This window comes from Eikenella sp. (assembly GCF_057315495.1).
The window spans coordinates 54,510-80,779 of the sequence record NZ_DBHKXY010000028.1 but is presented as its reverse complement, the minus strand read 5'-3'; the positions used below and the strand labels follow the sequence as shown (position 1 = coordinate 80,779).

Sequence of the window (26,270 nt, the reverse complement as noted above, 5' to 3'; positions counted from 1 at the left end):
AAAAAATGAGCGAAACCCTATCCCGTAGAGTAGGCCGTTTGGTGAGCGGCGGTTTTCATGCCTTGATTGATGCAGCGGAAAACCTGGCGCCCGAGGCGGTGATGAACGAGAGCATCCGCGAAATCGAACGCGCGGTGGACGAAGTGCGTGCCGAGCTGGGCAAAGTGCTGGCGCAGAAGCATCTTGCTTCTAAGAAAATGGCCGATGAGAGCAACCGCCACGAAGCCATCGACGCCAACCTGCAAGCTGCGGTGGCAGCCGGGCGTGACGACTTGGCCGAGGCGGGCATTGCCGAGCAGATGGATATCGAAGCGCGATTGCCCGTGTTGGAAAACACCATCGCCGACTGCGCCGCACAGGAAAAAGAACTGGAAGGCTTTATCGCCGCCCTGCAGGCGAAAAAACGCGAGATGCAGCAGCAGTTGCAAGACTGGCGCACCGCACAGCAAAACGCAGGCGCAGGCAAAGCAGCCGGCGGCAGCGACATGAGCCGCATCGCCCGTGATGCCGAAAAAAGCGGCAACGCCTTCGACCGAGTGATGGGGCGGCAAAACGCTATCCACAGCAGCACCGATGCCGCCCAGCTGGCCAAACTAAAAGAATTGGAAGATTTGAGCCGCAACAACCGCATTGCCGAAAGGCTGGCAGCGCTAAAGGCCAACAGCAAAGAGTGAGCATAAATTTCAGGTAGCCTTCCTAATGCCTCGAGAAGGCTACCTGAAAGAGAAATTTCCTGCTAAGCAGGCTGTTTGAAAAACACCGCTTATTCCCACCAAGGAGAGCTCATGATATACGCCATCGCCTCCGCGCTCGTTACCGCCGCGCTGCTTTACACCCTGCTGTTTGAAGACTGGGAAGAATTTGCCGAATGCGTGAAATTCTATTTCACCCCCGACATCATCAGCCTGTTGCTGGGCAAATTTTGGGAAGACAATTGGGCGGAAACCAAACTCGCGCTGTGGCTGGGTATCAGTGGGCTGGTTGGTGTGCTGGTTTATGCCAACTTCAGCTAATGGGCGAACACAGTTTTCAGGTAGCCCGAAACCATAAAGGAAACAAGATGAAGCAGGCATACGATAAGTTGGATCCTCAAGCCAAACTCAAATACATCGGCATCCTCGCCGCCACCTGGCTGCTGATTCCCGCGCTGTGGACGGCCATGGGCAACGCCGGCGGCACCATGTCTTACGGCATCGCCCGCGTGGCCATGTTCACCGTCTTCTGGACGATTCTCGCTGCCGTGTATTCGTTGGTGTCGTTTGTGCAAACCCTGCTCGGCAAGCCCAGCCCGTCGTGGCCGAAAATCCTGCTGCCCGCGCTCGGCCTGTGGCTGTTCCTTTGCGCTTATGCCTATCTTTGAGCTACGCATTGGCTTCGCAGAAACCCGCAAAGCGAGTTCCTGCGAAGCTAAACATCCGATTAACCGACAACCCGCGAAAGACCCCACCATGTGGAATTTAATCAACGCCCCCGAAACCGAAATTTTCGGCATCGCCATCGCCCTGATGCTGATGCTCGGCCTGCTCGAGCTGCTCTCACTTTTGGCCGGCGGCTTCACCGACTGGCTCGATAATCTGTTGCCCGACAGCCTGGTGGAGGCGGATTTGGATGGTGATTTGCACGGCGGCATCGAAGGGGCGGGCGCATTGGTGCGCTTTTTGGATTGGCTGTATGTGGGGCGCGTGCCGCTGATGATGTTGCTGGTGGTGTTCCTCGCCGTGTTCGGGCTTGCGGGCTATATGCTGCAATCCGTGTGCGCCGGGCTGTTTGGCGGCTACCTGAATGCTTGGTTGGCGGCTGCTGCGGTGCTGTTTCTCACGCTGCCCCTGGTGCGCCTCACAGCGGTCGGGCTCTACAAAATCATGCCCAAAGACGAAACCACCGCCGTTTCGCAAGCCAGCCTGATCGGGCGCGTGGGGACGGTGGTGCTGGGCGAGGCGCGGCCTGGCAGCTCGGCGCAGGTGCGGGTGAAAGACGGCTACGGCCAGCAGCATTATGTGATGGCCGAGCCCGACGGCGAAGGCGTGCTGAAACAGGGCGAGGCGGTGCTTTTGGTGTCGCTGGAGGGGAACACGTTTAAGGCGATTTTGAATCCGAGCGGGAGCCTGGTGGATTAGATTGCCTGAAAGTGGGAATAGAGATGAAATGGATGGATGCAGGAAGCCGATTGCGCTTACAGGAGGAAGCGGATGGCTTGGAAGGGTGGGAATTTGTGTTGGAGAAGCCGGGGGAGTGGCTGCTGTTGAGTGCGGTTTGGTTGCCGTTTAGTGGGCTGGCAGTAATGAATTTGTTTTCGGAATATGGTTCATTGAGAGATGGATTACTATGGATGATTCCCACGGTGTGTGGACTGCACCGTTTGTGGAGCGGCTGGTGCGGTTTGCGCAAGGTTCGCTATAGCGAGGAGAAGCAGCGGCTGGCGGTGTATAGGTGGCGTTTCGGTTGGCAGGCGGTGGGTGTGTATGCTGTGGCGAATTTTTGCGGGATATATGCGAGCGGCGGATTGAGCGGCGGGGAAGTGTGGCTGAAGGGGAAAGATGACAGAGGGAATGTGATGATTGGCTGGAGCGGCAATTCCAAACAGCTGAAGCAGCAGCTTTTGCAAATGATGGATGAGTTTGGCAAAGCAACGGGTTTGCCGATATTGGAGCGATAGGGGCTACCTGAAAATATTTGGGATAAGACAAAACAGTTGGTCACATCGGATAGAAGAAGTTGGGCTATAGCTGGATGGAGAGAAAACTATGTCAAATGAAATCAAAAAATTGCTGCCCAGAGCCGAGCCTTCCAGCCGGCACAATACGGAGCTGGTGTTCCGGCAGTTGGGATTGCTGACGGCGGCATCGTTGGTGTGGCTGCTGATTGCCCTGTCTTGTCTGACGGGATCGGCGGATACCGCGCTGCGGCTGCAACAGATTAGCAGTTTGCTGCTGAGCGGTTTTTTCTTGAGCCGGTTTTGGCAGCGGCAGCGCAAAATCCGTTATCGCGCAGCGGAGGATTGCCTGCTGGTATATGCCGTGTCGCTGAGCGGTTGGCGGTTGGTAGCTCGTTATCCGTTGGACGGATTTGCCGGGTTGTATCGCGGCGGCAAGGGCTCGATTGCCGAAGTGTGGTTGGCAGGCAAAAATGGCGGGCAGGATGTGCTGCTAGACAGGATATTTTTAGGCACGGGCGCGCTGCAGAAACGCTTTGCGGCCGGTTTGGCAGATTTGAGCCAAGCCACCGGGCTGCCTGTGTTGGAATCCGGTGAGGCTACCTGAAAATAGCAGCCGAATTTCTGCAGTGCCCAAAACAGATGTCACAACATTTTCAGGTAGCCTGCCGTATCTAAAGAGGAAACCATGCAACAGAATAAAAGCAAAATCGTGATGCTGTATCCGTATTCTGGACAAATGCTGGCCTGGCAGACGGCTTTTGTGTGGGGGTTCTTATTGTGGACAATGTATGTGCTGATAGATACGACTGGCGGCTGGTTGGGTAACGGATTTTGGTTTGAATTTGTGTTAGTGGTGTTGCGGGTGCTGGTGGTTGGCTTAATCATGATACTGGCTGGCGAGCTGCTGTATGACTGGTGGCATAAACTAATTGGCAAAAACTTCCTGCGGCTGGACACAGTGCGAGGGATACTGCTGCACGGTCGCTGGCGCTGGGGCTGGCAGGTGCAGCGGGAATACCCGCTCTCGATGTTTGTGGCAGTGGTGGCGGAGAAGGTGCAGAATGATTACCGTGGCTACTACGGGCGCTTGTGGCTGGAATCGGCGGATGGGCGGAACGATTTGGTGCTGGAGGAAAATTTCCTGCCGCATAAGGGTTCGCTGAACGAATTAGACAGAATTCAGAACCATATCGCGCAGGCAACGGGTTTGGCCAAACGGCCGGTAATCAACACAATAATCCGTGCGGCGGAGGAGACGGCGGCCAATCCGGCACAGTTGCAGCCTTTGCAAGCGAAAACGCTTCCTGCGTGGCGGCAGGCGGTGAATCTGGCAGCGGCCGGGTTGTGGACTTGGCTGGCGGTCCGGTTGCTGCGTTTCGCGGCGGATTGGCAAAGCGGCAGCCTGCCCAAGCCGCTGTATTTCGGCGCGGGGCTGTTGGCGCTCGGGTTGCTGGCGGTAGTGGTGTCGGAAGTGCGCGGGGTGTTTCGTGCGTGGCGCGGCCGGAAAACGGCGCAAACACAAACTGCTTGGCGGCAGCCCTCAGAAATTAAAGCCGCGCTGGCGGCAGCACGGCAGGCGGAACATGAGCCGCAGCCGAAGCTGCCGGAACGTGCCGCGCCGAAGCTTGCGGATGGGGCGGAATTTGCTGTGTATTCGGTCGGCACTTTGCTCTCGCGCCTAATGTTCCTGCTGTTTGCATTTGGGATGGTGTGGATTGAGGGAGGGGTCGGCTGGCGGCTGTTTTGGCTGGTGGCGCTGCTGTTTATCGCCGGGCGGCTGGCGCACCGTTGGCATACCTTGCGCAAAGTACGTTACAGCGTGCTGGGAGACGAATTGATTGTGTACCGCCTGCACAGTTTCAAGTGGCTACCTGAAAAACGCTATGCGCTATCGGAGTTTTGCGGTATTTACAGCCGCGTGCGGTGCAACGGCGTGGGCGTGGACTTGAGCGAAATCTGGCTGGCGGGCAAGGCGGGCGGCAAAAACGTGCGGCTGCTGGAGGCTAATTTTCTGTTGCGCAACAACCGGCAGGCGGCGGAGATAACGGCTAAACAAATCAGCCGTGCCACGGGGCTGCCGCTGCTGGAATATATCGAACCATCCGAAAAGGCCGTCTGAAAAACAAAAGGCAAACAATAATGGGCAAACAACGTAAAAAATCGCGCTACCGCCAAAACCGCAACAGACAGCGATTCGATTCGGTATCTTGGGCCGGCCTCGGCAGGCAACCGCAGGCAGGAGTGCGGCGCGAAGGCAGACGGACGGTATTTGCCACCTCTTTTTGGGGCACGCTGTTTATGCCTTTGGTAACAGGGTTGCTATTGGTCTTTATCGCATTGTTGGTTTTCCTTGCCGTCAGCGGATTTTTGCCGACGGTGCACGATTGGGCGGCAAAAGCGGCGGCGTGTGTGTTTTTGCTCTACGGCCTGAAACGCTCGGAAGGCTGGTGGTTCGGCCTGACCTGCCGCCGTTTTGCCTCCATCGGCGGCGGGGAATTGGTGCTGTACGGTGCATTCGGCCGCACGCGTTTCCGCTGTCCGACCGATTGGCGGTTCGATTATCTGTGCAGTGTGCGGTGCCGCATCTTCTCTTTTCGCACCATCTCGCCCGACGGACATAGCCGCTGCTTTTCCACCTCCTTGTGCCGCAATACCGCCGCTTTGATTGCAGAGTTGGGCGCGGTAGATCGGGGCTGGGAAATGTCGGTTGCGATGCAAAACGGCTTTATGGAGTTGTTCGACAATTTGGACAAAAGAAAAAGGCGCGGCTGGCGGATACTGATAGGGCTGGTGTCGGCAACGGTGCTGTTGGCGTGCGTGCGGCAAATATTCGGCAACATGCTCTTGTCGCCCCTTGCCTGGCAGGCCGCCGCCGCGCTGACCGCCGCATGGCTGCTGCCTTTGGCTTGGATGAGCCGCAAGGTGCTGGTCGGAGAAACCGTATTCGGCCTGCCGTCCAACCATTATCTGCGGCAAACGGCAATCGGCCGCATCAGGGTTTTTTTAACCACGGGTGGCAAAACCGCCCTGTTCTGGCTGGCCATAGGCGCGTTGTGCGTGTGGTCGTTGGCTTCGCTGTCGGGCGCGGCCAGCCTGTGGGGTAAACCGTTCGAGCGTGTGGCGGTGGAAATGACCGTTGAAGGACGCTGCGGACGCTATGGCCGCCGGCGGCAGCTTGCCGTCTGCCTGCCCGAAAGTCATCGCGATTTTGACGGCAGTTGGTGCGAAGGCAGTTTTGAAACGCCCGACGGCGAAACGGTCTATGTACGCCGCAGCCTGTTTGCCCGCGAACTGCGTTTCAGCCGTCCTTAGGCCGTCTGAAAATATAGGCCGCCTTAATGTAAATCCAAATAAAAATACCCATACCGTCATTCCCGCGCAGGCAGGAATCCAGAGGTTTAGAATTGTGGTAATCTTTGAATATTGCCTTGGAATCCCGAAGTCTGGATTCCCACTTGCGCGGGAATGACAATGCAGGTATTTCTATTTTAATCCACTGTATTTGTTTGATTTTCTCCAAACCTGTTTCAGGCAGCAGGAAGCCGTCTGAAAAAAACCTTCTCCAAGAAAGGAAAACCCATGAACTTAGTTTCCATCGGCATCATCGCTGGCATCATACTCGTCGCGCTGTTTGTACTCGGCCTCATCCTCACCCGCCTGTACCGCCGCGCCAGCAAAGAAGTCTCCTTCGTCCGTACCGGTTTCGGCGGCGAAAAAGTCATCATGAACGGCGGAGCGATGGTGCTGCCCGTGCTGCACGAAATCATCCCCGTCAACATGAACACATTGCGCCTCGAAGTGCGCCGCGCGGCGCAGCAGGCGTTGATTACCCGCGACCGGATGCGCGTGGATGTGATGGCGGAATTTTACGTCCGCGTCAAACCCAGCGCCGAGAGCATCGCCACCGCCGCGCAAACGCTGGGTATGAAAACCATGTCGCCCGACGAATTGAAAGACCTCGTCGAAGGTAAATTCGTCGATGCCTTGCGCGCCGTGGCCGCCGAAATGGCGATGGAAGAGCTGCACGAAAAACGTGTTGATTTCGTTCAGAAAGTGCAACAAGTCGTGAGCGAAGATTTGTTTAAAAACGGCCTCGAACTCGAAACCGTTTCCCTGACCGGCCTGGACCAGACCAGCTTCGAATTTTTCAACCCGCAAAACGCGTTTGACGCGGAAGGCTTGACCAAACTGACCGAAACCATCGAAGGCCGCCGCAAAAAACGCAATGAAATCGAACAAGACACCGATTTGGCGATTAAAACCAAAAACCTCGAAGCCGAGCAGCAACGCCTGAAAATCTCGCGCGAAGAAGAATACGCCAAACTCGAACAAGAACGCGAAATCGCCGTGCGCCGCGCCGAACAGGAGGCCAGCATTGCCGAACAAGAATCTCAGAAAAAACGTGAAGCGGAAGAAGCCAAAATTGCCGCTGAACGCGAAGTGGATTTGAAACGCATCGCCGCCGAACGCGACATTAAAAACGAAGACATTAGAAAAGCACAAGCCGTTGAGCAGGCAGAGGTTGAACGCCGCAAAGCCATCGAATTGGCCGAGCAAGACCGCGCCATCGCCGTTGCCGAAAAATCGCGTGCCGAATCCGAAGCCAAAGCCGAGGCCGACAAAGCCCGCGCCGCCGCCGTGCGTGAAGAAGAGAGCGTGATTACCGTGCGCGAAACCGAACGCGCCGAACGTGCCAAAGCGGTTGAGCTGATTGCCGCCGAAGAGGCTGCGCAAAAAGACGCGATTTCGCTTACCGTCGCCGCCGAAGCCGAGAAACAGGCCGCGCAAGACCGCGCCGAAGCCGTACGCATCGCCGCTGAAGCCGAAGCTGAGAAACAACGCCTGCAAGCCAAAGGTGAAGCCGATGCCAAAGTGCTGCTGGCGCAAGCGCAAGAGCAGCAATATAAAGTTGATGCCGAAGGTACCCGTGCCGTGAACGAAGCCGCTAACGTGTTGAGCGTGGAGCAAGTTGAAATGCAAGTGCGCCTCGCCCTGTTGAAACACCTACCCGACATCATCCGTGAATCCGTGCGCCCGATGGAAAACATCGACGATATCAAGATTTTGCAGGTGAACGGCTTGGGCGGATTCAGCGGCGCTGCCGCAGACGGTGTTTCAGCTAGCTCTGGCGCCCAAGGTAATGCGGCTTTGTCCGACCAAGTGGTAAACAGCGCCCTGCGCTACCGCGCCCAAGCTCCGCTGGTGGATGGTTTGCTCAAAGAGCTGGGCTTGAGCGGCGGCGACATCAACGGCCTCACGCAAAGCCTCAATCCTGCTGCCTCTGCCAATCAGCCACAGCCGCAAGCACAAGTGGAAGGCGAGGCTGAATAAGAGTTGATGGTGTGAATGAAGAAAAGGCTACCTGAAGTTTCAGGTAGCCTTTTAGATGTCAGGTAGCCTTCTGCTGGAGAAAGGCTACCTAAAAATTGGCTATACGTTGCCAAAAGGTTATTATGTTTTAACGGCGGCTGTTCAGTTCATATTCTTCCGGCAGGGTGTCGAGAAAGCCCCGGCCGAAGCCTTTGAGGATGCTGTATTCTTCGGTAATTTTCACCACTCGCGGGCGCAGGGGCGAAGTGGCGAGGGCGAAGATTAGACAGAAGGAGATGATGCTGAAATACCACATAGCTATGAAAGTTGAGGAAAAATAGTTGCTTAAGGAAGGAATGAACAGTGCAGTGAGTGGCAGCAACAGCAATACTAGCACGATGGCGGGCATGCCCTGAAACAGCCAGCGCATCTGCTTTTGGTGCTGTGGGCAAAAGGCGGGGTGGACAGGAATGGCTTTGCGAACAACCAGGGCAATGATTAGTGCAATGGGCCAGGAAACGAACAAAAGTGGGATAAGCAACAGATTCCAAGCGGGATGATACCAATACAATTTGCGCGGCCGTCGCTGCGGTTCGGCTGCTTCGCCGCAGCGGATGCAGCGGTGGGGCAGATCAGCGCCTTCGGGTAGGAAGACGCGTTTGCCTTCGCGCCAACATTCAGTAGTGCTTTGCGGCAGGTAGTCTTGGCTTTGCGGAGCCTGGTAGGGATTGAAATCCGGGTTCATTTTGCCCCTACCTGTTAGATATACAGCACTTCGATAACTTCGTACTCTCTGATGCCGCCAGGTGCCTGCACTTCGGCCACGTCGCCTTCTTCTTTGCCGATAAGGGCGCGGGAAATAGGCGAGCTAATGGAGATTTTGTTGTCTTTAATATCGGCCTCGTCGTCGCCAACGATTTGGTAGCGTACTTGGGTTTCGTTTTCTAAGTCTTCCAGCACGACGGTGCAGCCGAATACGATTTTGCCTTCGGCATGGATTTCGGTGGGGTCGATGATGTGGGCTACGGAAAGTTTGTTTTCCAATTCGGAAATACGGCCTTCGATGAAGCCTTGTTTTTCTTTGGCGGCTTCGTATTCGGCATTTTCAGATAAATCGCCGTGGGTTCTTGCTTCGGCGATTGCTTCGATAATGGCAGGGCGTTCAACGCTTTTAAGATGCTGCAATTCTTGCTTGAGCAGTTCGGCGCCGCGTACGGTTAATGGAATCTTTTGCATGATTTTCTCCACAAGGGCTGCGGGGCAGCCGTTTTTACATAAAAATGCAAGCCGCCTGGTGCCGGCGGCTTGTGAACTCAAATTTTTAGTCAATCAAACGCAGAGTTGGAAGCTGCGTTTTGATTGACTGTATGGGTTGCCATTCTATCAGATGGCGGGCGGAACGCCAACTTCCGGAAAGGACGGCTGGCGGTGGGGAAGGTTGTGCCAATAATTTGATTATTGGCGTTTATTGTTGCTCATCGGATACCTTGGCGGCACCTTGGTTGGCCAGTTGGTCGGCACGCTCGTTTTCGGGGTGGCCGGCATGGCCTTTCACCCATTGCCAGGATACTTGGTGGCGGGCGACTTGCTGGTCGAGCTGCTGCCACAGCTCGGCGTTTTTCACGGGTTGTTTGGCGGAAGTTTTCCAGCCGTTTTTCTTCCAGCCGTGTATCCAGCTTTCCATGCCGTTTTTCACGTATTGGGAGTCGGTGTGGATGGTTACTTGGCAGGGGCGGTTGAGAGCTTCTAGGCCGCGGATAACGGCGGTGAGCTCCATGCGGTTGTTGGTGGTATCGGCTTCGCCGCCGTAGAGTTCTTTTTCATGGCGGCCGTAGCGCAGCAGCACGCCCCAGCCGCCGGGGCCGGGATTGCCTTTGCAGGCGCCGTCGGTGTAGAGGTGGACGGTTGTGGTATTGGTCATGGTGTTTGGCTTGGGGCTATAGTGAATTAAATTTAAACCAGTACAGCGTTGGCTCGCCTTGCCGTACTATTTGTACTGTCTGCGGCTCGCCGCCTTGTCCTGATTTAAATTTAATCCACTATACCTGAAAGTTTCAGGTAGCCTTTGGTGTGTTTGATGTGGCAAAAGAGTAAGGCTACCTGAAAAAAAACTTTTCAGGTAGCCTGATGTTGCTAAGGGTTTAGATTTTAGAAACCGTTAGATTTCCAAAATCAGGCGGGCCGGGTCTTCGAGGGCTTCTTTGATGGTAACCAAAGTGAGCACGGCTTCGCGGCCGTCGATAATGCGGTGGTCGTAGGAGAGGGCCAGATACATCATCGGGCGCACCACGACTTGGCCGTTTTCCACCACGGCGCGCTCTTTGGTGGCGTGCATGCCCAAGATGGCGGATTGCGGCGGGTTGATGATGGGGGTGGACATCATCGAGCCGAAGGTACCGCCATTGGTGATGGAGAAGGTACCGCCGGTGAGGTCTTCGATGGCGATTTTGCCGCTCTTGGCTTTGTTGGCGTAGTCCACAATGGCCAATTCGATGTCGGCAATGCTCATCTGATCCACGTTGCGCAGGATCGGCACCACCAGGCCGCGCGGGCTGCCCACGGCGATACCAATGTCGAAGTAGCCGTGGTAAACGATGTCGTTGCCGTCAATCGAAGCGTTCACGGCGGGGAATTTCTTCAGCGCAGCCACGGCGGCTTTCACGAAGAAGGACATGAAGCCCAGTTTCACGCCATATTGTTTCTCGAACTTATCTTTGTATTTGGCGCGCAAATCCATAATCGGCTTCATATTCACCTCGTTGAACGTGGTGAGGATGGCGTTTTGCGACTGAGATTGCAGCAGGCGTTCGGCCACGCGCTGGCGCAGGCGGCTCATCGGTACGCGCTGTTCCACACGGTCGCCCAGCGGTACGGCCACGGCAGGGGCGGCAGCAGCTTTGGGCGCGGCGGCAGGCATAGCGGCCACGTCTTCTTTCAGCACACGGCCGTCGCGGCCGGAACCTTGCACGCCGGATACGTCCACGCCTTTTTCGGCAGCCAGTTTGGCTGCGGCGGGCATGGCCACGCCTGCTTGTGCGCCTGCAGCTGCCACGTGGCCTGCGGGTTCGGCAGCGGGGGCTTGGGCGGCAGCCGGGGCTGCTTCTGCTGCTTTGGCTTCGGTGTCGATTTTAGCCAACAGCTGGCCGGCAGTAACGGTGGCGCCGTCTTGTTCGATGATTTCCACAATCACACCGGCCTGCTGGGCGGGCAGTTCGAGCACAACTTTATCGGTTTCGAGGTCGATTAGGTTTTCGTCGCGGTTCACATAGTCGCCCACCTTCTTGTGCCAGCTCATCAGGGTGGCTTCGGTAACGCTTTCCGGCAGCGGGGGTACGGTGATTTCGATAATCATGGTTTTATCCTTTAATGAATTGAAAAATAGGTAAATCGTGTTCTGGGGAGGCTACCTAAAAACGGTTGGGCATGTTTCAGGTAGCCTGTTGGCGCTTTAGAGTTTCATCGCGTCTTCAAGCAGGCCATCCAAACCGGCTTTGTGTTTTACGGCATAGCCGACGGCGGGTGAGGCGCTGGCCGGGCGGCTGGCAGTAGTGAGGCGCTGGTTGGTGCCGAGCACTTTTTCCAGACGGTGGCGGATTTGGTACCAAGCGCCTTGGTTTTTCGGCTCTTCCTGCGCCCACATGATTTCGGTGGCGTTCGGGAAGCGTTTGAGCTCGGCGGCCACTTCTTCGTAGGGGAAGGGGTAGAGCTGCTCAACGCGAACGATGGCGATGTCTTTTTCCAAGCCTTTGTCGGCACGGGCTTTGGCCAAATCGTAGTACACCTGGCCGGCACACAGAATCACGCGTTTCACATCTTGGTCGCGACCCTGTATGGTGTCGCCGATAACGAGGCGGAATTCGCCGTCGGTGAAGTTGGCCAGCGGGCTGCAGGCGTCTTTGAGGCGCAGCAGGCGTTTGGACATGAAAATCACCATCGGTTTGCGGTAGGGGCGCAGAATCTGGCGGCGCAGGGCATGGAACATCTGCGATGCTTCAGACATCATCAGCACTTGGATGTTTTCTTCGGCACACAGTTGCAGCCAGCGTTCTACGCGGGCGGAAGAGTGTTCCGGGCCTTGGCCGTCATAGCCGTGCGGCAGAATAACGGTGAGGCCGCACCAGCGTCCCCATTTGGTTTCGCCGGAGGTGATGAATTGGTCGATGGCGATTTGCGCACCGTTGGCGAAGTCGCCGAACTGGGCTTCCCAAATCACTAGGTCTTCCGGTGCGGAGGAGGCGTAGCCATATTCGTAGGCCATTACGGCTTCTTCGTTCAGGATGGAATCGATTACGTTGAAGCGGCCTTGTTTTTCACCGATGTGTTGTAGCGGGATATACACGCCGCCGGTGCGTTCGGCACGGTTTTGGTCGTGCAGCACGGCGTGGCGGTGCGAGAAGGTGCCGCGGCCGGAGTCTTCGCCGGAAATGCGGATATCGTGGCCGGCTTCGAGCAGGCTGGCATAGGCGATGGTTTCGGCCATACCCCAGTCGATAGCTTGTTCGCCGACCGCCATGGCTTTGCGGTTGTCGATGATTTTTCTCACGGTGTTGTGCAGCTTCACATCGGCCGGGATATTAGTGAATTTCTCGGCCAGGCGTTTGATTTCGGCAGCAGGCAGAGCAGTTTTCACCGGAGTGCGCCAGCTGATGGGCTGGTATTTGCTCCAATCCACAGCGTGTTCGCGTTTCTGTTCGGGCAGGATTTCCTGGATGCGGTCGCCTTTATCCATCGCGGCGCGGTAGTCGCTGATGAGTTTTTCGGCTTCTTCCTTGGTGACCACGCCTTCTTTAATCAGCTGCTCGGCATACACGGCGCGGGAGCCGGGGTGTGCGGCCACCTGTTTGTACATCAGGGGCTGGGTCAGCGTAGGATCGTCGCCTTCGTTGTGGCCGAGTTTGCGGTAGCACACCAAATCGATCACGATGTCTTTCTGGAAGGTGGTGCGGTAGTCCAGCGCGATTTGGGCGGCGTGGCACACGGCTTCCGGGTCGTCGCCGTTCACGTGCAGAATCGGCGCGCTCACCATCTTGGCGATGTCGGTGCAATACAGGGTGGAGCGGGTGTCGCGCGGGTCGGAAGTGGTGAAGCCCACTTGGTTGTTGATCACGAAGTGGATGGTGCCGCCGGTGCTGTAGCCGCGGGTTTGCGACATATTGAAGGTGGCTTGGTTTACGCCCAAACCGATGAAGGCAGAGTCGCCGTGGGTAAGGATGGGCAGCACCTGTTTGCGGCCTTCGGCACCGCGGTGGTCTTGGCGGGCGCGTACGGAGCCTTCAATCACAGGATTAGTGATTTCCAAGTGTGAAGGGTTGTAGGCCAAAGACAGATGCACCGGGCCGTGCGGGGTGGGCACGTCGGAGCTGAAGCCCATGTGATATTTCACGTCGCCGCTGGGGAATTTGGCGTCCACTTTGCCTTCGAACTCGTCGAAAATAGCTTGCGGGGCTTTGCCCATGGTGTTTACCAACACGTTCAAGCGGCCGCGGTGTGCCATGCCGATTACGATTTCCTGCACGCCTTTTGCGGTGGAGGCGCGAATTAGGTGGTTTAGTGCGGGCACGGTGCTTTCGCCGCCTTCGAGCGAGAAGCGTTTCTGGCCCACATAGCGGGTGTGCAGATAGCGCTCCATGGTTTCGGCGGCAGTGATTTCTTTCAGGATGAGGCGTTTGGTGTCGGCATTAAATTGCGGGCGGGCGCCGTTGGCTTCCAAACGTGCCTGCAGCCATTCGCGTTCGGCGGTGTCGGGAATGTGCATGTATTCCAATGCCAAGGGGCCGCAGTAGATTTGTTTCAGATGGCGGATGATTTCGGCCAGGGGCAGCTTGGGGCTACCTGAAAGATCGGTGCCGACATGGAAAGGCGTGTTCATGTCGGCATCAGTGAGGCCGTAGGTTTTGGGATCGAGCTCGGGCAGTTGTCTGAGATGGGTGCGGTCGAGCGGGTTGAGGTCGGCGGCGCGGTTGCCCAAGGAGCGGTAGGCGGAAATCAGGCTCAACACGGCCACTTGCTTCTGTATGGCGGCAAAATCCACGCCGCCTGCGGCTGCGCCGCCGCGTTGCTGTGCCAAGTTGGCAAAGGCTTCCTGAATCGGGCGGTGCGCCACATCTTTCGGAGTGTTGCCGGGCATGGCGGCCACTTGGTCGAAATACTGCCGCCATTGGCTATCCACGGAATCAGGGGAGCTCAGATAGGCTTCGTACAAATCTTCAATATACGGGACGTTGGTACCGTATAGGTAGGACAAACTACTTTGTTCTTTCATCATGGCAAGATCCTTATTTAAGGTGAAGGTTTGAAGAGCAGCACGCTTGCTTATCGGGCTGCCTGCCTAAGCAGACAGCCTTTATCCTATCTGCAGCGAATGCCGATTCCGAATCGCCACACGACGGGCGGCTAAAAATGAGTATGGCGATTCGGAATAAGCATTTTCAGGTAGCCTTTTGCCAGCAGCCTGATTGCGCTTGGCGCAGGAAATTGTTTGTTTGGAAATGGGGAGAATGGAGAATCTGACGCGGTGGAATGGCCGGGGAGGAGAATATGCTAAAAACTCGAAGCCCGCTACCTAAAAAGGTTGTTCTTTTTGTCGCTAAGATTCTGGAATCAGCCCGGCCTTTCGTTGAGTTTCAGGGGTTTACCAGGCAGCGGCAGAAATGTTGCTGGAAGTTTGCCAAACGCCGGTATAACGCTGAATAATACGACCCGATATGGGGAACGTCAATAAGAAAAATCCCTTTTGCGGCAGGCTCGGCGGGATGGGTGTGGGCTGGCGGCAGAAGGTGGGTGCTGGAGGGATAGTGAGCTGTTGATAAAACAGGAAAGATGGAAGGAAGAGTCTACCTGAAAACCGGAATGTTAAAGTTGCTTGCGGCGTGTTTGAGTGCCAGCTGCGAGTGGTAAAGAAACAGGCTACCTGAAACTTTGACTTCACAGAAACTCTGCGGTACTTTCAGGTAGCCTTATGTGCTTGAACTTCATTGAAGCTATGCTTTCAGATGGCCTCAAGGGAATGCGGTTCAATCAGTACGTCGGCTGCTGCGGATTTTATCCAATAAGGCTGCACTCTCGGCATCGGCAACAGGGTTTTGGCCGTTGAGTTGGGCGAATAATTCAGGGTCGGGCAGGGCGAGCAGCTTGGTAAATACGGCCAGCTCGGCATCGCTTAGGCGGTCGAATTCGGCGGCCATAAACTGCTTCAGCAGAATATCGAGCTCCAGCAGGCCGCGCCGGGTTTGGAAGCGCAGGCGGCGTTTGGCGGTGTCGTCAAAGGTGGGCATGGCTTATCTGTCGGATTATTTAACTGGGGACAAGGAGACTGGCTGCAGACAATACAGCCAGTACGGCTAGGCAGGCAAGCCCGTACTGGCTGCAGATCATCCGCTATACCACACGTTTGAGCATGATTTCTTTGATCTTGCCGATGGCGCGGGTAGGGTTGAGGTGTTTGGGGCAAACGTCTACGCAGTTCATGATGGTATGGCAGCGGAACAGGCGGTAGGGATCGTTGAGGTTGTCCAAACGTTCGTTGGTAATGGTGTCACGGGTGTCGGCGATGAAGCGGTAGGCATTCAAGAGGCCGGAGGGACCAACGAATTTGTCGGGGTTCCACCAGAAGGAGGGGCAAGCGGTGGAACAGCAGGCGCAGAGGATGCATTCATACAGGCCGTCCAGCTCGGCACGCTCGGCCTGGCTTTGCAGGCGCTCCTGTTGCGGGTCGACAGGGTTGTCGTTGACCACATAGGGTTTGATGGAGTGATATTGCTTGAAGAATTGAGTCATGTCCACGATGAGGTCGCGGATGACGGGCAGGCCGGGCAGGGGGCGCAATACGATGGGCTGCTTGAGGCTGCGGATATCGGTGAGGCAGGCGAGGCCGTTTTTGCCGTTGATGTTCATGCCGTCCGAGCCGCAGATGCCTTCGCGGCAGGAGCGGCGGAAAGAGAGGCTGTCGTCTTTGGCTTTGAGCTTCATGATGGCGTCGAGCAGCTTCACGTCGGTGGGTTCGATTTCGAGCTCGTAGTCCTGCATATAGGGCTTGGCATCGGTATCGGGGTTGTAGCGGTACACTTTGAGGCGGATAGTTTCCATGGGTGTTCCTTCGGTTGGGTGCGGCAGTATTTTCAGGTAGCCTCAATGCGGCATGGGAGGGCTACCTGAAAATTCCAGATAGTTGTTTTTATTCTAGTAAACTCGCTTGGCGGGCTTGATGTATTCCACACTGAGCGGCTGGGTGTGCACGGGCTTGTAGGCCAGGCTGTTGTCGGCGGAGTAGAACAGGCTGTGCTTCATCCAGTTTTCGTCGTCGCGCTCGGGGTGGTCGTCGGAGGCGTGGGCGCCGCGCGATTCTTTGCGGGCTTCGGCAGCAATCATGGTGGCTTTGGCCACTTCCATCATGTTGTCGAGCTCCAGCGCTTCGATGCGGGCAGTGTTCCACACCATGCTCTTGTCGCCGATTTCGGTGTGTTTGTTGCGTTCCACCAGGGCAAGTACTTTATCCACGCCTTCTTTCAGAATGGCGTCGGTGCGGAATACGCCGGCGTGGCGCTGCAGCGTGCGTTGCAGTTCGCCGCGTAGCACGTCCACATTTTCACCGCCGGTTTGGCTGTTCAGCCGTGCCAGGCGTTGCTCGGTGAGCGCACCGGCGTTTTCGGGCAGCGGTTTGATGTCGGGGTGCTGCTTGATGAACTCAATCATGCTGTCGCCGGCAGATTTGCCGAACACCACCAAGTCGAGCAGGGAGTTGGTACCGAGGCGGTTGGCACCGTGCACCGAGGCGCAGGCGCATTCGCCGGCAGCATACAGGCCGGGCACCACGGCTTCAGGGTTGCCGTCTTTCGGTGCAACCACTTCGCCTAAGTAGTTGGTGGGAATGCCGCCCATCATGTAGTGCACGGTGGGCACCACGGGAATCGGGTCTTTAATCGGATCGACACCGGCAAAGTTGATGGAAATTTCGCGGATACCGGGCAGTTTGGACATGATTTTTTCTGCACCGATATGGTCGATTTTCAACAAAACGTGGTCTTTGTTTTTGCCGCAGCCTCGCCCTTCCAGAATTTCCAGCGACATGGCGCGGGATACGACGTCACGCGAAGCGAGGTCTTTCACGGTGGGGGCGTAGCGCTCCATGAAGCGTTCGCCGTCGGCATTGAGCAGAATACCACCTTCACCGCGCACGCCTTCGGTAATCAGCACGCCCGCACCGGCTACGCCGGTGGGGTGGAACTGCCAAAATTCCATGTCTTCCAGGGGGATACCGGCACGGGCGCAGATGCCCAGGCCGTCGCCGGTATTCATGAAAGCGTTGGTGGAGGAGGCATAGATGCGGCCGGCGCCGCCGGTGGCAAACAGGATGGTTTTTGCGTGGAAGATATACACATCGCCGCTTTCCATTTCCATGGCCGTGATGCCTACGGCATCGCCTTCCTCATTGCGGATAAGGTCGAGCGCGGTCCATTCCACGAAGAATTGGGTATTGGCGCGCACGTTTTGCTGATAGAGCGTGTGCAGCATAGCATGGCCGGTGCGGTCGGCCACGGCACAGGCGCGTTCTACGGCGCGTTTGCCGAACTCGGCAGTATGGCCGCCGAAGGGGCGCTGGTAGATTTTGCCGCTTTCCACACGGTCGAACGGCATACCCATGTGTTCCAGCTCAATCACGGCTTCAGGCGCGCGGCGACACATGAATTCGATGGCGTCTTGGTCGCCGAGCCAGTCGGAGCCTTTCACGGTGTCGTACATATGCCAATCCCAGCGGTCTTCCTGCACGTTGCCCAGCGAGGCGGAAATGCCGCCCTGCGCGGCCACGGTGTGGGAGCGGGTGGGGAATACTTTGGAGAGCACGGCAGTGTTGAGGCCGGCTTTGGAGAGTTGCAGCGCCGCACGCAGGCCGGCACCGCCGCCGCCAACGATAACGGCATCAAATTTTCGGATAGGATAAGTCATCTTGTTCAACCCCAAATCACTTTAACCGAGTAAACCATGCAGCCTGCCAGCCAAACGATGGTGGCTACCTGAAGGAACAGGCGCAGGCCGAACGGCTTGATGTAGTCCATCCACAAATCGCGGATGCCCACCCAGGCATGCAGGAACAGCGCGATGAAGCTGATTTGGGTAAACACTTTCACCCAAGTTTGGCCAAAAAATGCCTGCCATGCGGCGTAATCGCCCGGCAGCGCGAGTAGGAATACAATCAGCGCGACGGTGTAAATCAGCATCAGTACAGCGGTGGCGCGCTGCATAATCCAATCGCGCAGGCCGTAGTGCGCGCCGGTAAGTTTGCGGTCTACCATAGCCATACTCCCAAAATTGCGGTGCAGATCAAAGCCAGCGCCATCACGGTTTTGGCGGTGGTGCGGGCAGTGTTCAGCGCCAGGCCTTTGTGCGCATCCAAAAACAGGAAGCGGATACCGGCAAAGAAGTGGTGCAGATAAGCCCACAGCAGCCCGATTAGGCCGATTTTCACCAGCGGATGGGTCACGAAGGCGCGATAAGATTTAAAGGCGGCGGCATTATCCAGCGTGCCGGCAAGCAGCCACAACAGAAGCGGCAGGCTGATAAACAACAGCACGCCGCTGATGCGGTGCAGAATGGAAACAATCCCCGGAATCGGCAGCCGGATGCTGATGATGTCCAGGAATATCGGTCTGTTAGTCGTTCGCATGGCGAAACTTCCTCAGATTGGCAATATCCCAAGCCGGCCGTAGCCGGCACTCAAAACCAAAAGCCGCCTGCGTATGCTTGAAAACATTTTCAGGTAGCCTTTATCGGGCAGGGCGCGGCAACCGAAAGCCGGCCGCGCTTACCCAGCCATAAATCATATAGCAGCCTTTGCTTTAAATCAACTTAACATAGCGAACATCAAAAAGGGTGATTGTGTGCTAAAAGGATTTTAGTTAATTGTCAGATAAATAATCAGGTTGTTTGATAGCGCGTTTGCCCTTGTTCTTAATATAAAATAACGGAAAAGCGCCACAAATATGCCAACTTTAATGTATCATAACGTGCTTTTATGCGCTGCCTCAGGCTACCTGAAAAATCTGTGGCAGCATTGCACACTTTAATATTCATCCTCTCTCCACTACATCAAGCCATGACCCACACCAACACAGCTAAAGCCCCCATCCGTGTAGCCGTAACCGGCGCTGCCGGCCAGATTGCCTACTCATTATTATTCCGCATTGCCGCCGGCGATATGCTCGGCGCAGACCAGCCCGTTATCTTGCAGCTGCTCGATTTGCCGCAGGCGCAGCAGGCTGTGCAGGGCGTGATTATGGAACTGCACGACTGCGCCTTCCCGCTGTTGGCCGATGCATTTGCCACCAGCGATCCTGAAGCCGCGTTTCAAGATGCGGAAATCGCCATTTTGGTTGGCGCCCGCCCGCGCAGCAAAGGTATGGAACGCGCCGACCTGCTGCATGCCAATGCCAATATCTTCACCGCGCAAGGCGCCGCGTTGAATAAGGTGGCCAGCTGCAACGTGAAAGTGCTTGTGGTGGGCAACCCCGCCAACACCAACGCCTATATCGCCATGAAATCCGCGCCCGACCTGCCCGCGCGCAATTTCACCGCCATGCTGCGCCTCGACCACAACCGCGCCCTCAACCAAATCGCCCTCAAAATCGGCCATTCTGTTAACAACATCAACCAATTATGCGTATGGGGTAACCACAGCCCCAGCATGTATGCCGACTACCGCTTTGCCACCGTAAACGGCCAAAGCGTACAAGAGCTGATTAACGATGCACAATGGAACCCCGAACACTTCCTGCCCACCGTGGCCCAACGCGGCGCCGCTATCATTGAAGCACGCGGCCTCTCTTCCGCTGCTTCCGCCGCCAACGCCGCCATCGAACACATCCGCGACTGGGTGCTCGGCAGCAACGGCCGCTGGGTCACCATGGGCGTGCCGTCAGACGGTGCCTACGGTATCCCCGAAGGCCTTATCTTCGGCCTGCCCGTGGTGTGCGAAAATGGTGAATACCGCGTGATTAAAGACTTGCCAATCGACGACTTCAGCCGTGAACGTATCGGCATCACACTAAAAGAATTGGAAGACGAACGCGCGGCGGTGGCGCATTTGCTGTAACGCAGACGTAGGAGGCAGAAATTTTCAGGTAGCCTTTTGTGTGTAAGAGGCTACCTGAAAATCGATCAGCAAAGAAATTGGAAAAGGCTACCTGAAAACTTGGATTACAGTTTTCAGGTAGCCTTTACTTTATACAGAAAGACGCCGCTTAATCGTGTACCTTCAGCAATTCCACTTCAAAAATCAAAGTGGCGTTCGGCGGAATCACGCCGCCGGCGCCGCGTGCACCGTAGCCCATTTCCGGTGGAATGGTGAGCTTGCGTTTGCCGCCTTCGCGCATGCCGCCGAAGCCTTCGTCCCAGCCTCGGATGACTTGGCCTACGCCCAGGATGATGGTGAGCGGTTGGCCGCGGTCGAGGCTGGAGTCGAATTTGCTGCCGTTGGTGAGGTAGCCGCTGTAGTGTACGGAAATCCGTTTGCCTTTTTCGGCGGTTTTGCCGCTGCCGGTTTCGATGTCTTCAATAATCAGATTGCTCATGATGTTTCCTTAAGTGAGGGGATGGAGGGAGAGGCTACCTGAAACATAAGCGCTTCGGTTTCACTCTAACTGCATTGAGGCTTAGGCTTTCAGGTAGCCTGCTGATGCGGGCAGCATTCTCAAGCATAAAATGCAGTTCGGCAACTGTTTTGCCGCCTTGCCGCATGATATTTCCACGCTGCCGTTTTTTCCGCGCGGCAATTGGACTAGAATACCAACTTTCCAACCACCCGCCCAATAATCCATCATGACCACCATTCCGTTGAAAAAAATCTATTCCGGCAAAGTGCGCGATTTGTATGAAATCGACAGCCGCAGCATGCTCATCGTTGCCTCCGACCGTCTCTCCGCTTTCGATGTGATCTTGAACGAGCCCATTCCCGGCAAAGGCGAAATCCTCACTCAGATTTCCAATTTCTGGTTTGGCAAGCTCTCGCACATCATGCCCAACCACTTCACCGGCCAAACCGTATACGACGTTTTGCCGCATGATGTGGCCGCTGCGCTGGAAAAACGCGCCGTGGTGGCCAAACGGCTCGAACCGCTGAAAATCGAAGCCATCGTGCGCGGTTATTTGGCCGGCAGCGGCTGGAAAGAATACCGCCAAACCGGCGCCGTGTGCGGCATCAGGCTACCTGAAAACCTGCGCGAAGCCGAGCAGCTGCCCGAAATCATCTTCACCCCGTCCACCAAAGCCGCAGTGGGCAACCACGATATCAACATCGGCTTTGACGAGTGCGCCCGCCTCATCGGCCGGGAGCTGGCCGAAGAAGTGCGCCGCAAAGCCATTGCCCTCTATAGCGAAGCCGCCGAATACGCCCGCACACGCGGCATCATCATCTGCGACACCAAATTCGAATTCGGCCTGGATGAAAACGGCACGCTCACCCTGATGGACGAAGTGCTCACTCCCGATTCCAGCCGCTTTTGGCCGGCCGACCAATACCAAGCCGGCAGCAACCCGCCTTCGTTCGACAAGCAATTCATCCGCGACTGGCTCGAACAAAGCGGCTGGAACAAACAGCCTCCCGCCCCTGCCGTACCTGCCGAAGTTATTGAAAAAACCTTGGCCAAATACCGTGAGGCTTTGGAATTGCTCACCAAGTAATCCGCTTTTCAGGTAGCCTCAAACATAATCAAGGCTACCTGAACAATCCATCCTGCTATTCAAACTAATATTTGCCACTATGCCTACCCGCAAACAAGCAGCCCTGCAAGTTGCCGCCAAAATCAAACAGGGCAAAACCGCCCGCCTGAAAGAATGGCAGGCGGTATCCGCCCGACAGCAGTTTGCCAACGAATACACCGTAGCCGCCCGCCTCGGCGAACCCGCGTTTACCGAAGAGCAGGCCGAGATGGTGGCGGCGTTGTTTGGTAAGTAAGCTGCGTGGTGTTGTAACCATCAAAAGGCTACCTGAAATCTTTCAGGTAGCCTTTTTGGTGCAGCAAGTAGAGCTCAGTGTGCGTTAAATTGCCGTGTATTGCCTGCAGCTTGCCGCTTGGTATCGAAAGTTAATCTAATCCGTTATAATCCGCCGCTTTTCGGTTTTTAAAAAAGGAAATAACAATGAAAGACACACCACAATACTACGGCACCCTCAGCCGTTTTTTCCATTGGCTGATGGCGGCCATGTTTGCCTTTATGCTGTGCACGGCGGCCATGTGGAATATCAACGAAAAATACTACAGCCTGATGGGCTACCACAAATCAGTGGGCTTCCTGCTGCTGGTTTTGGTGGCTTTGCGCCTGGTTTGGGCACTGGCTAATTGGCATAATCGCCCGCACGGCAGCTTGGCGGTGAAGCTGGGGCATGCCGCGCTGTATGTGCTGATGACGGCGGTGCCGACAGTGGCGATGATTCGCCAATACGGCTCTGCACGCGGCGATTTGGAAGTGTTCGGCATCACGGTGATGCATAAAATCGAGCAGCCTATCGAGTGGATGACGCAGCTGGGCAATGCGGCGCACGGCAAACTGGCGTATCTGCTGTTTGTGCTGGCCTTCGGGCACATCGCCATGGCGGTGCTGCACCAGCTGCGCGGCGAGAAGATTATCAATCGGATGGCCGGCAAATAAACGGCTGAATTGGCCGGCTTAAGCCGGCGTTGAAAAGCAACAAAAGGCTACCTGAAAATTGCGGTTGAAGATTTTCAGGTAGCCTTTTTGTTTGATGGCTGCAATGGATCAGTTTTGAGATTGGGCTTCTTCTTCGGCTTTGAGTTGGCGGAGGTAGTCTTTGGCGGCGGCTTGTTCGGCTTCGTTGCCGTAGCGGATGTGTTTCAGGGCGCGGCGGTGGGCGGCTTGTTGTTGGGCGGCGGCAATTTGTTGCTGGCGGAAGCTGTCGTGATTGCTGGGCACGGTGCGCTGGTTTTGCCGGGCTTGGGCGCCGGCCATGGCGCGGGCGATGAGGTCGGCCGGGTTGAAGGCGGGTGTGGTGGGATTATTTGGTTTGGCAGGGGTTGCTGCCGGCTGGGTAGGCAGGGGAGTTTGGGCGGCTGCTTGCACGGCGGCGGCTCGTTGGGCAAGGTGGGCTTGGCGTTCGGCAGCAGCACGCTGTTGGCGCTGCTCGCGGTGTTGGAAGCGTTGTTTGGCGTGTGCGGCAGCGGCGCGGCGGGCTTGTTCCGGTTGGGCTTGGGCGCCGGCGCGGGGCAATACGGTATCGGGTACGGGCTGCATTTCGATGCAGTCTACGGGGCAGGGCGGCAGGCAAAGGCTGCAGCCGGTGCATTCGTCGGTCAGCACGGTGTGCATGAGTTTGGAGGCACCGAGGATGGCATCGACGGGGCAGGCTTTGATGCAGGCGGTGCAGCCGATGCAGGCGGCTTCGTCGATATAGGCTAGGGCTTTTACAGCGGCTTTTTCGGGCTGGGCTAGGGGCAGCGGCGGGGTGTGCAGCAGCTCGGCGAGTTCGTGCAGCACGATGTCACCGCCGGGCGGACAGAGGTTGATGGGGGCTTGGCCTTGGGCGATGGCTTGGGCATAGGGGGCGCAGCCGTCGTAGCCGCATTGGCGGCATTGGGTTTGCGGCAGGAGGGCTTCGATTTGGCTGGCGGTGGACATGGTGGTGTGGCAGTTGGGTTTTATTATGGGTTGGGTGCAGTTTAATTTTTGAATACGGTATTGGCTTGCTTTGCTGTATGCATTGGCTGCGCAGGCTGCTTGGATTGAACGTTAATCTGCTTTATTCTAACACGTGGTTTTAAGCTCAAAGGCTACCTGAAAATCAGTTGGGCGATTTTCAGGTAGCCTTTTGGCTGGATTTGGGATGAGATTACAGTTCGAAGTCACCCAAGTCGTCGGCGCTGACTTCGGCGTCGATTTGGCCGATGAGGTAGGAGGAGATTTCCACTTCCTGCGGGGCTACCTGAACGTTGTCGGAAGAGAGCCAGGCATTGATCCAGGGGATGGGGTTTTGCGTGGCGGCGGGGAAGGCGGCGTTCAGACCGACGGCCATCATGCGGTGGTTGGTGATGTATTCCACATATTGGCACAGGATGTCTTTGTTCAGGCCGATCATGCTGCCGTCTTTGAAGAGGTATTCCGCCCACTCTTTTTCTTGCTCGGCGGCTTTTTTGAAGAGCTCGAAGCAGTCGTTTTCCAGCTCGGCAGCGATTTCGGCCATTTCGGGGTCGTCGGTGCCGCTGCGCATGAGGTTGAGCATGTGCTGGGTGCTGGTGAGGTGCAGGGCTTCGTCGCGGGCGATGAGTTTGATGATTTTGGCGTTGCCTTCCATCAGCTCGCGTTCGGCAAAGGCGAAGGAGCAAGCGAAGGAAACGTAAAAGCGGATGGCTTCGAGCACATTGACGCACATCAGGCAGAGGTAGAGCTTTTTCTTCAAATCGCGCAGGCTCACCACGATGGTTTTGCCGTTTACGCGGTGTTCGCCTTCGCCCAGCAGGTTGTAATACTGGGTGTATTCGATGAGGTCGTCGTAGTAGCAGGCGATATCTTCGGCGCGGGCGATGATGTATTCGTTTTGCACGATGTCGTCGAACACGATGGAGGGATCGTTGACGATGTTGCGGATGATGTGGGTGTAGCTGCGTGAGTGGATGGTTTCGCTGAAGCTCCAGGTTTCAATCCAAGTTTCGAGCTCGGGAATAGACACCAAGGGCAGCAGGGCAACGTTGGGGCTGCGGCCTTGGATGGAATCGAGCAGGGTTTGGTATTTGAGGTTGCTGATGAAGATGTGTTTTTCGTGGTCGGGCAGGTTGGCGTAGTCGATGCGGTCGCGCGATACGTCGATCTCTTCCGGCCGCCAGAAGAAGGAAAGCTGTTTTTCAATCAGTTTTTCAAAAACTTCGTATTTCTGTTGGTCGTAGCGGGCAACGTTGACGGGCTGGCCGAAAAACATTGGTTCTTTGAGGGCGTCGTTTTTTTCCTTGCTGAAGGTGCTGTAGGACATGACGAGGTGTTCGCAGGACATAGCGGGATCTCTTTTACAATGTGATTGGGGAAGGATATAGGGCTTCAGGCTACCTGAAAATAATATAGCGGGTTAGGTACGGTTTTTGGCACGTTGGTGTTCCATGCAATACAGTTTACCGTGAAAACGTTTGGAATATTTTTGGCAATATTGAACCACTGCCGGGGTAAGCTTCTTATCGCAGCCTGGGTGGTTGCAATGGATTTGCTCTGTTTCTGTTTGCTCGGCTTGGGTGTTGCTTATTTTGTCGGTTGTGTTGCTCTGCTGATGTTCGCAGCAATACAGTTTGCCGCCGAAACGGCTGCTGTGTTTTTGGCAATATTGAATGACTGCCTGGCTGAGTTTTTCATGACAGCCTGAGTGTGCGCAGTATTCATCATGTCCGGTTTCGGTTTCGGATTCGGGGCTGGCGGGGGGTGCTTTTTGTTGTAAGGCTGCCTGCTGGTGCTCGCGACAGTATATTTTGCCGCTGAAGCGTTCATGGTTATGCAGGCATAGCAATGCTTCATTTTCGCTGATGGCCTGCCCGCAGGTGTGGCAGTTTGTCAATAAGGGTTTGATGGAGTTGGGCAGATATTCCAATAGCCCTTCCGGTTTGTGTTCTGCCGCAATGCGCCGCCCCCATTCGTGAATGGTTTCGTTGTTGATTAACAGGGCATCAAACATATGGTTGAGAACGAAGCCGACGCCTACTCTATTTTCGCCGAATTGCTCGTGCCATTGCCTGATAGCATCGGCTTTGATGACGCAGGAAGTATCAAAATCTTTGCTATCTGGCCTGCGGATAATGGACTGCGGCGACACAAGAACGGCATGGTGTACTTCCAGCGGGCGACCGGTTTTCATTTTTACGCCGATACGATCGAACAGTTTCAATAGGATTCGTTCGTGCCGTTTACTTTGTTCGATAGGGGATGGAATACCTTGTTTTTTCCAGCGTGACTGGGTTGTAAACTCTCCCAATTCATTGATGGATATATCGGCATTAAAATTTTTTGTTTCAAGCAAAAAGGCAAATACACGATTAATTAATAAATGATCAATTTGAGCAGTTTCCCCATCAACCTCTATTCGAAGATCATGTAGAACTATATAATATTCACTATCTCCGAGATAGTTATCTATATAGTAGGCCGCACTACGTTCTCCTTGTATCCCTTTCCAACGCCTATCAATTTCTTTATCTAAGTCTTTACGCTGACGTGTGTTGAGAGGAAGATTTTTTAAATCTTCCAGCAACTTTAATTTTTTGCTTTTATCGTCGGCAGATTTAATCAGCATGATGTGGATGTGGAAAAAGGGTTTTCAGGTAGC

At 55.7% G+C, this 26,270-nt stretch carries 28 protein-coding genes and 1 pseudogene; 13 read left to right on the top strand and 16 right to left on the bottom strand.

The window, feature by feature from the left end; all coding sequences use genetic code 11:
• Nucleotides 1-5: 5 nt before the first annotated feature.
• From ACO6EE_RS04665 to ACO6EE_RS04625, 9 genes are all read left to right on the top strand, one after another.
• A complete protein-coding gene (locus tag ACO6EE_RS04665) occupies nucleotides 6-674 on the top strand; it encodes a PspA/IM30 family protein (RefSeq protein ID WP_485959581.1) in 669 nt (222 codons plus the stop codon).
• Between the two features lie 111 nt (nucleotides 675-785).
• Complete coding sequence (locus tag ACO6EE_RS04660; RefSeq protein WP_485959579.1) at nucleotides 786-1,013, top strand: hypothetical protein; 228 nt, start codon at nucleotides 786-788, stop codon at nucleotides 1,011-1,013.
• A 47-nt stretch (nucleotides 1,014-1,060) separates the two neighbouring features.
• A complete protein-coding gene (locus ACO6EE_RS04655) occupies nucleotides 1,061-1,360 on the top strand; it encodes a hypothetical protein (RefSeq protein ID WP_485959577.1) in 300 nt (99 codons plus the stop codon).
• Between the two features lie 88 nt (nucleotides 1,361-1,448).
• Nucleotides 1,449-2,117 (top strand): YqiJ family protein, encoded by a 669-nt coding sequence (locus ACO6EE_RS04650; protein WP_485959576.1) that lies wholly within the window; start codon nucleotides 1,449-1,451, stop codon nucleotides 2,115-2,117.
• Between the two features lie 23 nt (nucleotides 2,118-2,140).
• Entirely contained in the window at nucleotides 2,141-2,656 is a 516-nt protein-coding gene (locus ACO6EE_RS04645) for a hypothetical protein (RefSeq protein ID WP_485959574.1), read from the top strand.
• An 88-nt stretch (nucleotides 2,657-2,744) separates the two neighbouring features.
• Nucleotides 2,745-3,260, top strand: a complete 516-nt coding sequence (locus tag ACO6EE_RS04640) for a hypothetical protein (RefSeq protein WP_485959572.1) — start codon at nucleotides 2,745-2,747, stop codon at nucleotides 3,258-3,260.
• 81 nt (nucleotides 3,261-3,341) lie between these two features.
• Nucleotides 3,342-4,775, top strand: coding sequence for a hypothetical protein (locus tag ACO6EE_RS04635; protein ID WP_485959571.1), 1,434 nt, complete (start codon nucleotides 3,342-3,344; stop codon nucleotides 4,773-4,775).
• Between the two features lie 20 nt (nucleotides 4,776-4,795).
• Complete coding sequence (locus tag ACO6EE_RS04630) at nucleotides 4,796-5,968, top strand: hypothetical protein (RefSeq protein ID WP_485959569.1); 1,173 nt, start codon at nucleotides 4,796-4,798, stop codon at nucleotides 5,966-5,968.
• 267 nt (nucleotides 5,969-6,235) lie between these two features.
• Nucleotides 6,236-7,987: a flotillin family protein gene (locus ACO6EE_RS04625; protein WP_485959567.1), complete on the top strand. Its 1,752-nt coding sequence runs from the start codon at nucleotides 6,236-6,238 to the stop codon at nucleotides 7,985-7,987.
• Between the two features lie 127 nt (nucleotides 7,988-8,114).
• Here ACO6EE_RS04625 and ACO6EE_RS04620 read toward each other — a convergent pair whose 3' ends face one another.
• From ACO6EE_RS04620 to sdhC, 11 genes and pseudogenes are all read right to left on the bottom strand, one after another.
• On the bottom strand, nucleotides 8,115-8,711 hold the full coding sequence (locus tag ACO6EE_RS04620; protein WP_485959565.1) for a hypothetical protein: 597 nt from the start codon (nucleotides 8,709-8,711) through the stop codon (nucleotides 8,115-8,117).
• A gap of 14 nt (nucleotides 8,712-8,725) precedes the next feature.
• The gene (gene greA, locus ACO6EE_RS04615) at nucleotides 8,726-9,202 is read right to left on the bottom strand and encodes a transcription elongation factor GreA (RefSeq protein ID WP_485959563.1); all 477 of its coding nucleotides are present in this window, start codon (nucleotides 9,200-9,202) and stop codon (nucleotides 8,726-8,728) included.
• A 229-nt stretch (nucleotides 9,203-9,431) separates the two neighbouring features.
• Entirely contained in the window at nucleotides 9,432-9,887 is a 456-nt protein-coding gene (gene rnhA / locus ACO6EE_RS04610) for a ribonuclease HI (RefSeq protein WP_485959562.1), read from the bottom strand.
• Nucleotides 9,888-9,906: 19 nt separating this feature from the next.
• Nucleotides 9,907-10,013 (bottom strand): annotated as a pseudogene (locus ACO6EE_RS04605) (IS5/IS1182 family transposase); the annotation flags it as partial.
• A gap of 111 nt (nucleotides 10,014-10,124) precedes the next feature.
• Nucleotides 10,125-11,318 carry a 2-oxoglutarate dehydrogenase complex dihydrolipoyllysine-residue succinyltransferase gene (gene odhB, locus ACO6EE_RS04600; RefSeq protein WP_067438775.1) on the bottom strand — a complete coding sequence of 398 codons (1,194 nt, stop codon included), beginning with the start codon at nucleotides 11,316-11,318 and terminating at the stop codon, nucleotides 10,125-10,127.
• Between the two features lie 96 nt (nucleotides 11,319-11,414).
• Nucleotides 11,415-14,231 carry a 2-oxoglutarate dehydrogenase E1 component gene (locus ACO6EE_RS04595; protein ID WP_485959560.1) on the bottom strand — a complete coding sequence of 939 codons (2,817 nt, stop codon included), beginning with the start codon at nucleotides 14,229-14,231 and terminating at the stop codon, nucleotides 11,415-11,417.
• A 748-nt stretch (nucleotides 14,232-14,979) separates the two neighbouring features.
• Nucleotides 14,980-15,240 (bottom strand): FAD assembly factor SdhE, encoded by a 261-nt coding sequence (locus tag ACO6EE_RS04590; protein WP_485959559.1) that lies wholly within the window; start codon nucleotides 15,238-15,240, stop codon nucleotides 14,980-14,982.
• Between the two features lie 103 nt (nucleotides 15,241-15,343).
• The gene (locus tag ACO6EE_RS04585) at nucleotides 15,344-16,051 is read right to left on the bottom strand and encodes a succinate dehydrogenase iron-sulfur subunit (RefSeq protein ID WP_003822780.1); all 708 of its coding nucleotides are present in this window, start codon (nucleotides 16,049-16,051) and stop codon (nucleotides 15,344-15,346) included.
• A gap of 93 nt (nucleotides 16,052-16,144) precedes the next feature.
• Complete coding sequence (gene sdhA, locus ACO6EE_RS04580) at nucleotides 16,145-17,908, bottom strand: succinate dehydrogenase flavoprotein subunit (RefSeq protein ID WP_379975234.1); 1,764 nt, start codon at nucleotides 17,906-17,908, stop codon at nucleotides 16,145-16,147.
• Nucleotides 17,909-17,913: 5 nt separating this feature from the next.
• Nucleotides 17,914-18,255: a succinate dehydrogenase, hydrophobic membrane anchor protein gene (sdhD, locus tag ACO6EE_RS04575; RefSeq protein ID WP_064084755.1), complete on the bottom strand. Its 342-nt coding sequence runs from the start codon at nucleotides 18,253-18,255 to the stop codon at nucleotides 17,914-17,916.
• The gene (gene sdhC / locus ACO6EE_RS04570; RefSeq protein WP_485959557.1) at nucleotides 18,249-18,626 is read right to left on the bottom strand and encodes a succinate dehydrogenase, cytochrome b556 subunit; all 378 of its coding nucleotides are present in this window, start codon (nucleotides 18,624-18,626) and stop codon (nucleotides 18,249-18,251) included. Before sdhC ends, sdhD begins: the two co-directional genes overlap by 7 nt.
• A 429-nt stretch (nucleotides 18,627-19,055) precedes the next feature.
• On the opposite strand from sdhC, the gene ACO6EE_RS04565 reads away from it, so the two are divergent.
• The gene (locus ACO6EE_RS04565; RefSeq protein ID WP_485959556.1) at nucleotides 19,056-20,051 is read left to right on the top strand and encodes a malate dehydrogenase; all 996 of its coding nucleotides are present in this window, start codon (nucleotides 19,056-19,058) and stop codon (nucleotides 20,049-20,051) included.
• Nucleotides 20,052-20,199: 148 nt separating this feature from the next.
• On the opposite strand, the gene ACO6EE_RS04560 is transcribed toward ACO6EE_RS04565, so the two are convergent.
• Both ACO6EE_RS04560 and ACO6EE_RS04555 read right to left on the bottom strand, forming a co-directional pair.
• Nucleotides 20,200-20,529, bottom strand: coding sequence for an FKBP-type peptidyl-prolyl cis-trans isomerase (locus ACO6EE_RS04560; RefSeq protein WP_003822774.1), 330 nt, complete (start codon nucleotides 20,527-20,529; stop codon nucleotides 20,200-20,202).
• Between the two features lie 81 nt (nucleotides 20,530-20,610).
• Nucleotides 20,611-20,778, bottom strand: a complete 168-nt coding sequence (locus ACO6EE_RS04555) for a hypothetical protein (RefSeq protein WP_485959554.1) — start codon at nucleotides 20,776-20,778, stop codon at nucleotides 20,611-20,613.
• Between ACO6EE_RS04555 and ACO6EE_RS04550 the strand changes: the two genes are divergently transcribed.
• From ACO6EE_RS04550 to ACO6EE_RS04540, 3 genes are all read left to right on the top strand, one after another.
• Nucleotides 20,777-21,637, top strand: coding sequence for a phosphoribosylaminoimidazolesuccinocarboxamide synthase (locus ACO6EE_RS04550; protein WP_485959552.1), 861 nt, complete (start codon nucleotides 20,777-20,779; stop codon nucleotides 21,635-21,637). The two genes, ACO6EE_RS04555 and ACO6EE_RS04550, sit on opposite strands and share 2 nt — an antisense overlap.
• A 79-nt stretch (nucleotides 21,638-21,716) precedes the next feature.
• Nucleotides 21,717-21,911: a cyanate hydratase gene (locus ACO6EE_RS04545; protein WP_485959550.1), complete on the top strand. Its 195-nt coding sequence runs from the start codon at nucleotides 21,717-21,719 to the stop codon at nucleotides 21,909-21,911.
• Nucleotides 21,912-22,096: 185 nt separating this feature from the next.
• Entirely contained in the window at nucleotides 22,097-22,606 is a 510-nt protein-coding gene (locus ACO6EE_RS04540; protein WP_485959548.1) for a cytochrome b, read from the top strand.
• A gap of 108 nt (nucleotides 22,607-22,714) precedes the next feature.
• Here the strand turns inward: ACO6EE_RS04540 and ACO6EE_RS04535 are convergent, their stop codons facing one another.
• The 3 genes from ACO6EE_RS04535 to ACO6EE_RS04525 all read right to left on the bottom strand — a co-directional run bounded on the left by ACO6EE_RS04535 (nucleotide 22,715) and on the right by ACO6EE_RS04525 (nucleotide 26,237).
• Entirely contained in the window at nucleotides 22,715-23,590 is an 876-nt protein-coding gene (locus tag ACO6EE_RS04535; protein WP_485959546.1) for an RnfABCDGE type electron transport complex subunit B, read from the bottom strand.
• 211 nt (nucleotides 23,591-23,801) lie between these two features.
• Nucleotides 23,802-24,935 carry a class Ia ribonucleoside-diphosphate reductase subunit beta gene (gene nrdB / locus ACO6EE_RS04530; RefSeq protein ID WP_067447042.1) on the bottom strand — a complete coding sequence of 378 codons (1,134 nt, stop codon included), beginning with the start codon at nucleotides 24,933-24,935 and terminating at the stop codon, nucleotides 23,802-23,804.
• A 93-nt stretch (nucleotides 24,936-25,028) separates the two neighbouring features.
• Entirely contained in the window at nucleotides 25,029-26,237 is a 1,209-nt protein-coding gene (locus ACO6EE_RS04525) for a nuclease-related domain-containing protein (RefSeq protein ID WP_485959544.1), read from the bottom strand.
• Between the last annotated feature and the right edge of the window lie 33 nt (nucleotides 26,238-26,270).

Bases quoted from the DNA above. Each gene is read 5' to 3' on its own strand.
- ACO6EE_RS04665 (WP_485959581.1), top strand. From the start codon at position 6: ATGAGCGAAACCCTATCCCGTAGAGTAGGCCGTTTGGTGAGCGGCGGT.
- ACO6EE_RS04660 (WP_485959579.1), top strand. From the start codon at position 786: ATGATATACGCCATCGCCTCCGCGCTCGTTACCGCCGCGCTGCTTTAC.
- ACO6EE_RS04655 (WP_485959577.1), top strand. From the start codon at position 1,061: ATGAAGCAGGCATACGATAAGTTGGATCCTCAAGCCAAACTCAAATAC.
- ACO6EE_RS04650 (WP_485959576.1), top strand. From the start codon at position 1,449: ATGTGGAATTTAATCAACGCCCCCGAAACCGAAATTTTCGGCATCGCC.
- ACO6EE_RS04645 (WP_485959574.1), top strand. From the start codon at position 2,141: ATGAAATGGATGGATGCAGGAAGCCGATTGCGCTTACAGGAGGAAGCG.
- ACO6EE_RS04640 (WP_485959572.1), top strand. From the start codon at position 2,745: ATGTCAAATGAAATCAAAAAATTGCTGCCCAGAGCCGAGCCTTCCAGC.
- ACO6EE_RS04635 (WP_485959571.1), top strand. From the start codon at position 3,342: ATGCAACAGAATAAAAGCAAAATCGTGATGCTGTATCCGTATTCTGGA.
- ACO6EE_RS04630 (WP_485959569.1), top strand. From the start codon at position 4,796: ATGGGCAAACAACGTAAAAAATCGCGCTACCGCCAAAACCGCAACAGA.
- ACO6EE_RS04625 (WP_485959567.1), top strand. From the start codon at position 6,236: ATGAACTTAGTTTCCATCGGCATCATCGCTGGCATCATACTCGTCGCG.
- ACO6EE_RS04620 (WP_485959565.1), bottom strand. From the start codon at position 8,711: ATGAACCCGGATTTCAATCCCTACCAGGCTCCGCAAAGCCAAGACTAC.
- greA (WP_485959563.1), bottom strand. From the start codon at position 9,202: ATGCAAAAGATTCCATTAACCGTACGCGGCGCCGAACTGCTCAAGCAA.
- rnhA (WP_485959562.1), bottom strand. From the start codon at position 9,887: ATGACCAATACCACAACCGTCCACCTCTACACCGACGGCGCCTGCAAA.
- odhB (WP_067438775.1), bottom strand. From the start codon at position 11,318: ATGATTATCGAAATCACCGTACCCCCGCTGCCGGAAAGCGTTACCGAA.
- ACO6EE_RS04595 (WP_485959560.1), bottom strand. From the start codon at position 14,231: ATGATGAAAGAACAAAGTAGTTTGTCCTACCTATACGGTACCAACGTC.
- ACO6EE_RS04590 (WP_485959559.1), bottom strand. From the start codon at position 15,240: ATGCCCACCTTTGACGACACCGCCAAACGCCGCCTGCGCTTCCAAACC.
- ACO6EE_RS04585 (WP_003822780.1), bottom strand. From the start codon at position 16,051: ATGGAAACTATCCGCCTCAAAGTGTACCGCTACAACCCCGATACCGAT.
- sdhA (WP_379975234.1), bottom strand. From the start codon at position 17,908: ATGACTTATCCTATCCGAAAATTTGATGCCGTTATCGTTGGCGGCGGC.
- sdhD (WP_064084755.1), bottom strand. From the start codon at position 18,255: ATGGTAGACCGCAAACTTACCGGCGCGCACTACGGCCTGCGCGATTGG.
- sdhC (WP_485959557.1), bottom strand. From the start codon at position 18,626: ATGCGAACGACTAACAGACCGATATTCCTGGACATCATCAGCATCCGG.
- ACO6EE_RS04565 (WP_485959556.1), top strand. From the start codon at position 19,056: ATGACCCACACCAACACAGCTAAAGCCCCCATCCGTGTAGCCGTAACC.
- ACO6EE_RS04560 (WP_003822774.1), bottom strand. From the start codon at position 20,529: ATGAGCAATCTGATTATTGAAGACATCGAAACCGGCAGCGGCAAAACC.
- ACO6EE_RS04550 (WP_485959552.1), top strand. From the start codon at position 20,777: ATGACCACCATTCCGTTGAAAAAAATCTATTCCGGCAAAGTGCGCGAT.
- ACO6EE_RS04555 (WP_485959554.1), bottom strand. From the start codon at position 20,778: ATGATGGATTATTGGGCGGGTGGTTGGAAAGTTGGTATTCTAGTCCAA.
- ACO6EE_RS04545 (WP_485959550.1), top strand. From the start codon at position 21,717: ATGCCTACCCGCAAACAAGCAGCCCTGCAAGTTGCCGCCAAAATCAAA.
- ACO6EE_RS04540 (WP_485959548.1), top strand. From the start codon at position 22,097: ATGAAAGACACACCACAATACTACGGCACCCTCAGCCGTTTTTTCCAT.
- ACO6EE_RS04535 (WP_485959546.1), bottom strand. From the start codon at position 23,590: ATGTCCACCGCCAGCCAAATCGAAGCCCTCCTGCCGCAAACCCAATGC.
- nrdB (WP_067447042.1), bottom strand. From the start codon at position 24,935: ATGTCCTACAGCACCTTCAGCAAGGAAAAAAACGACGCCCTCAAAGAA.
- ACO6EE_RS04525 (WP_485959544.1), bottom strand. From the start codon at position 26,237: ATGCTGATTAAATCTGCCGACGATAAAAGCAAAAAATTAAAGTTGCTG.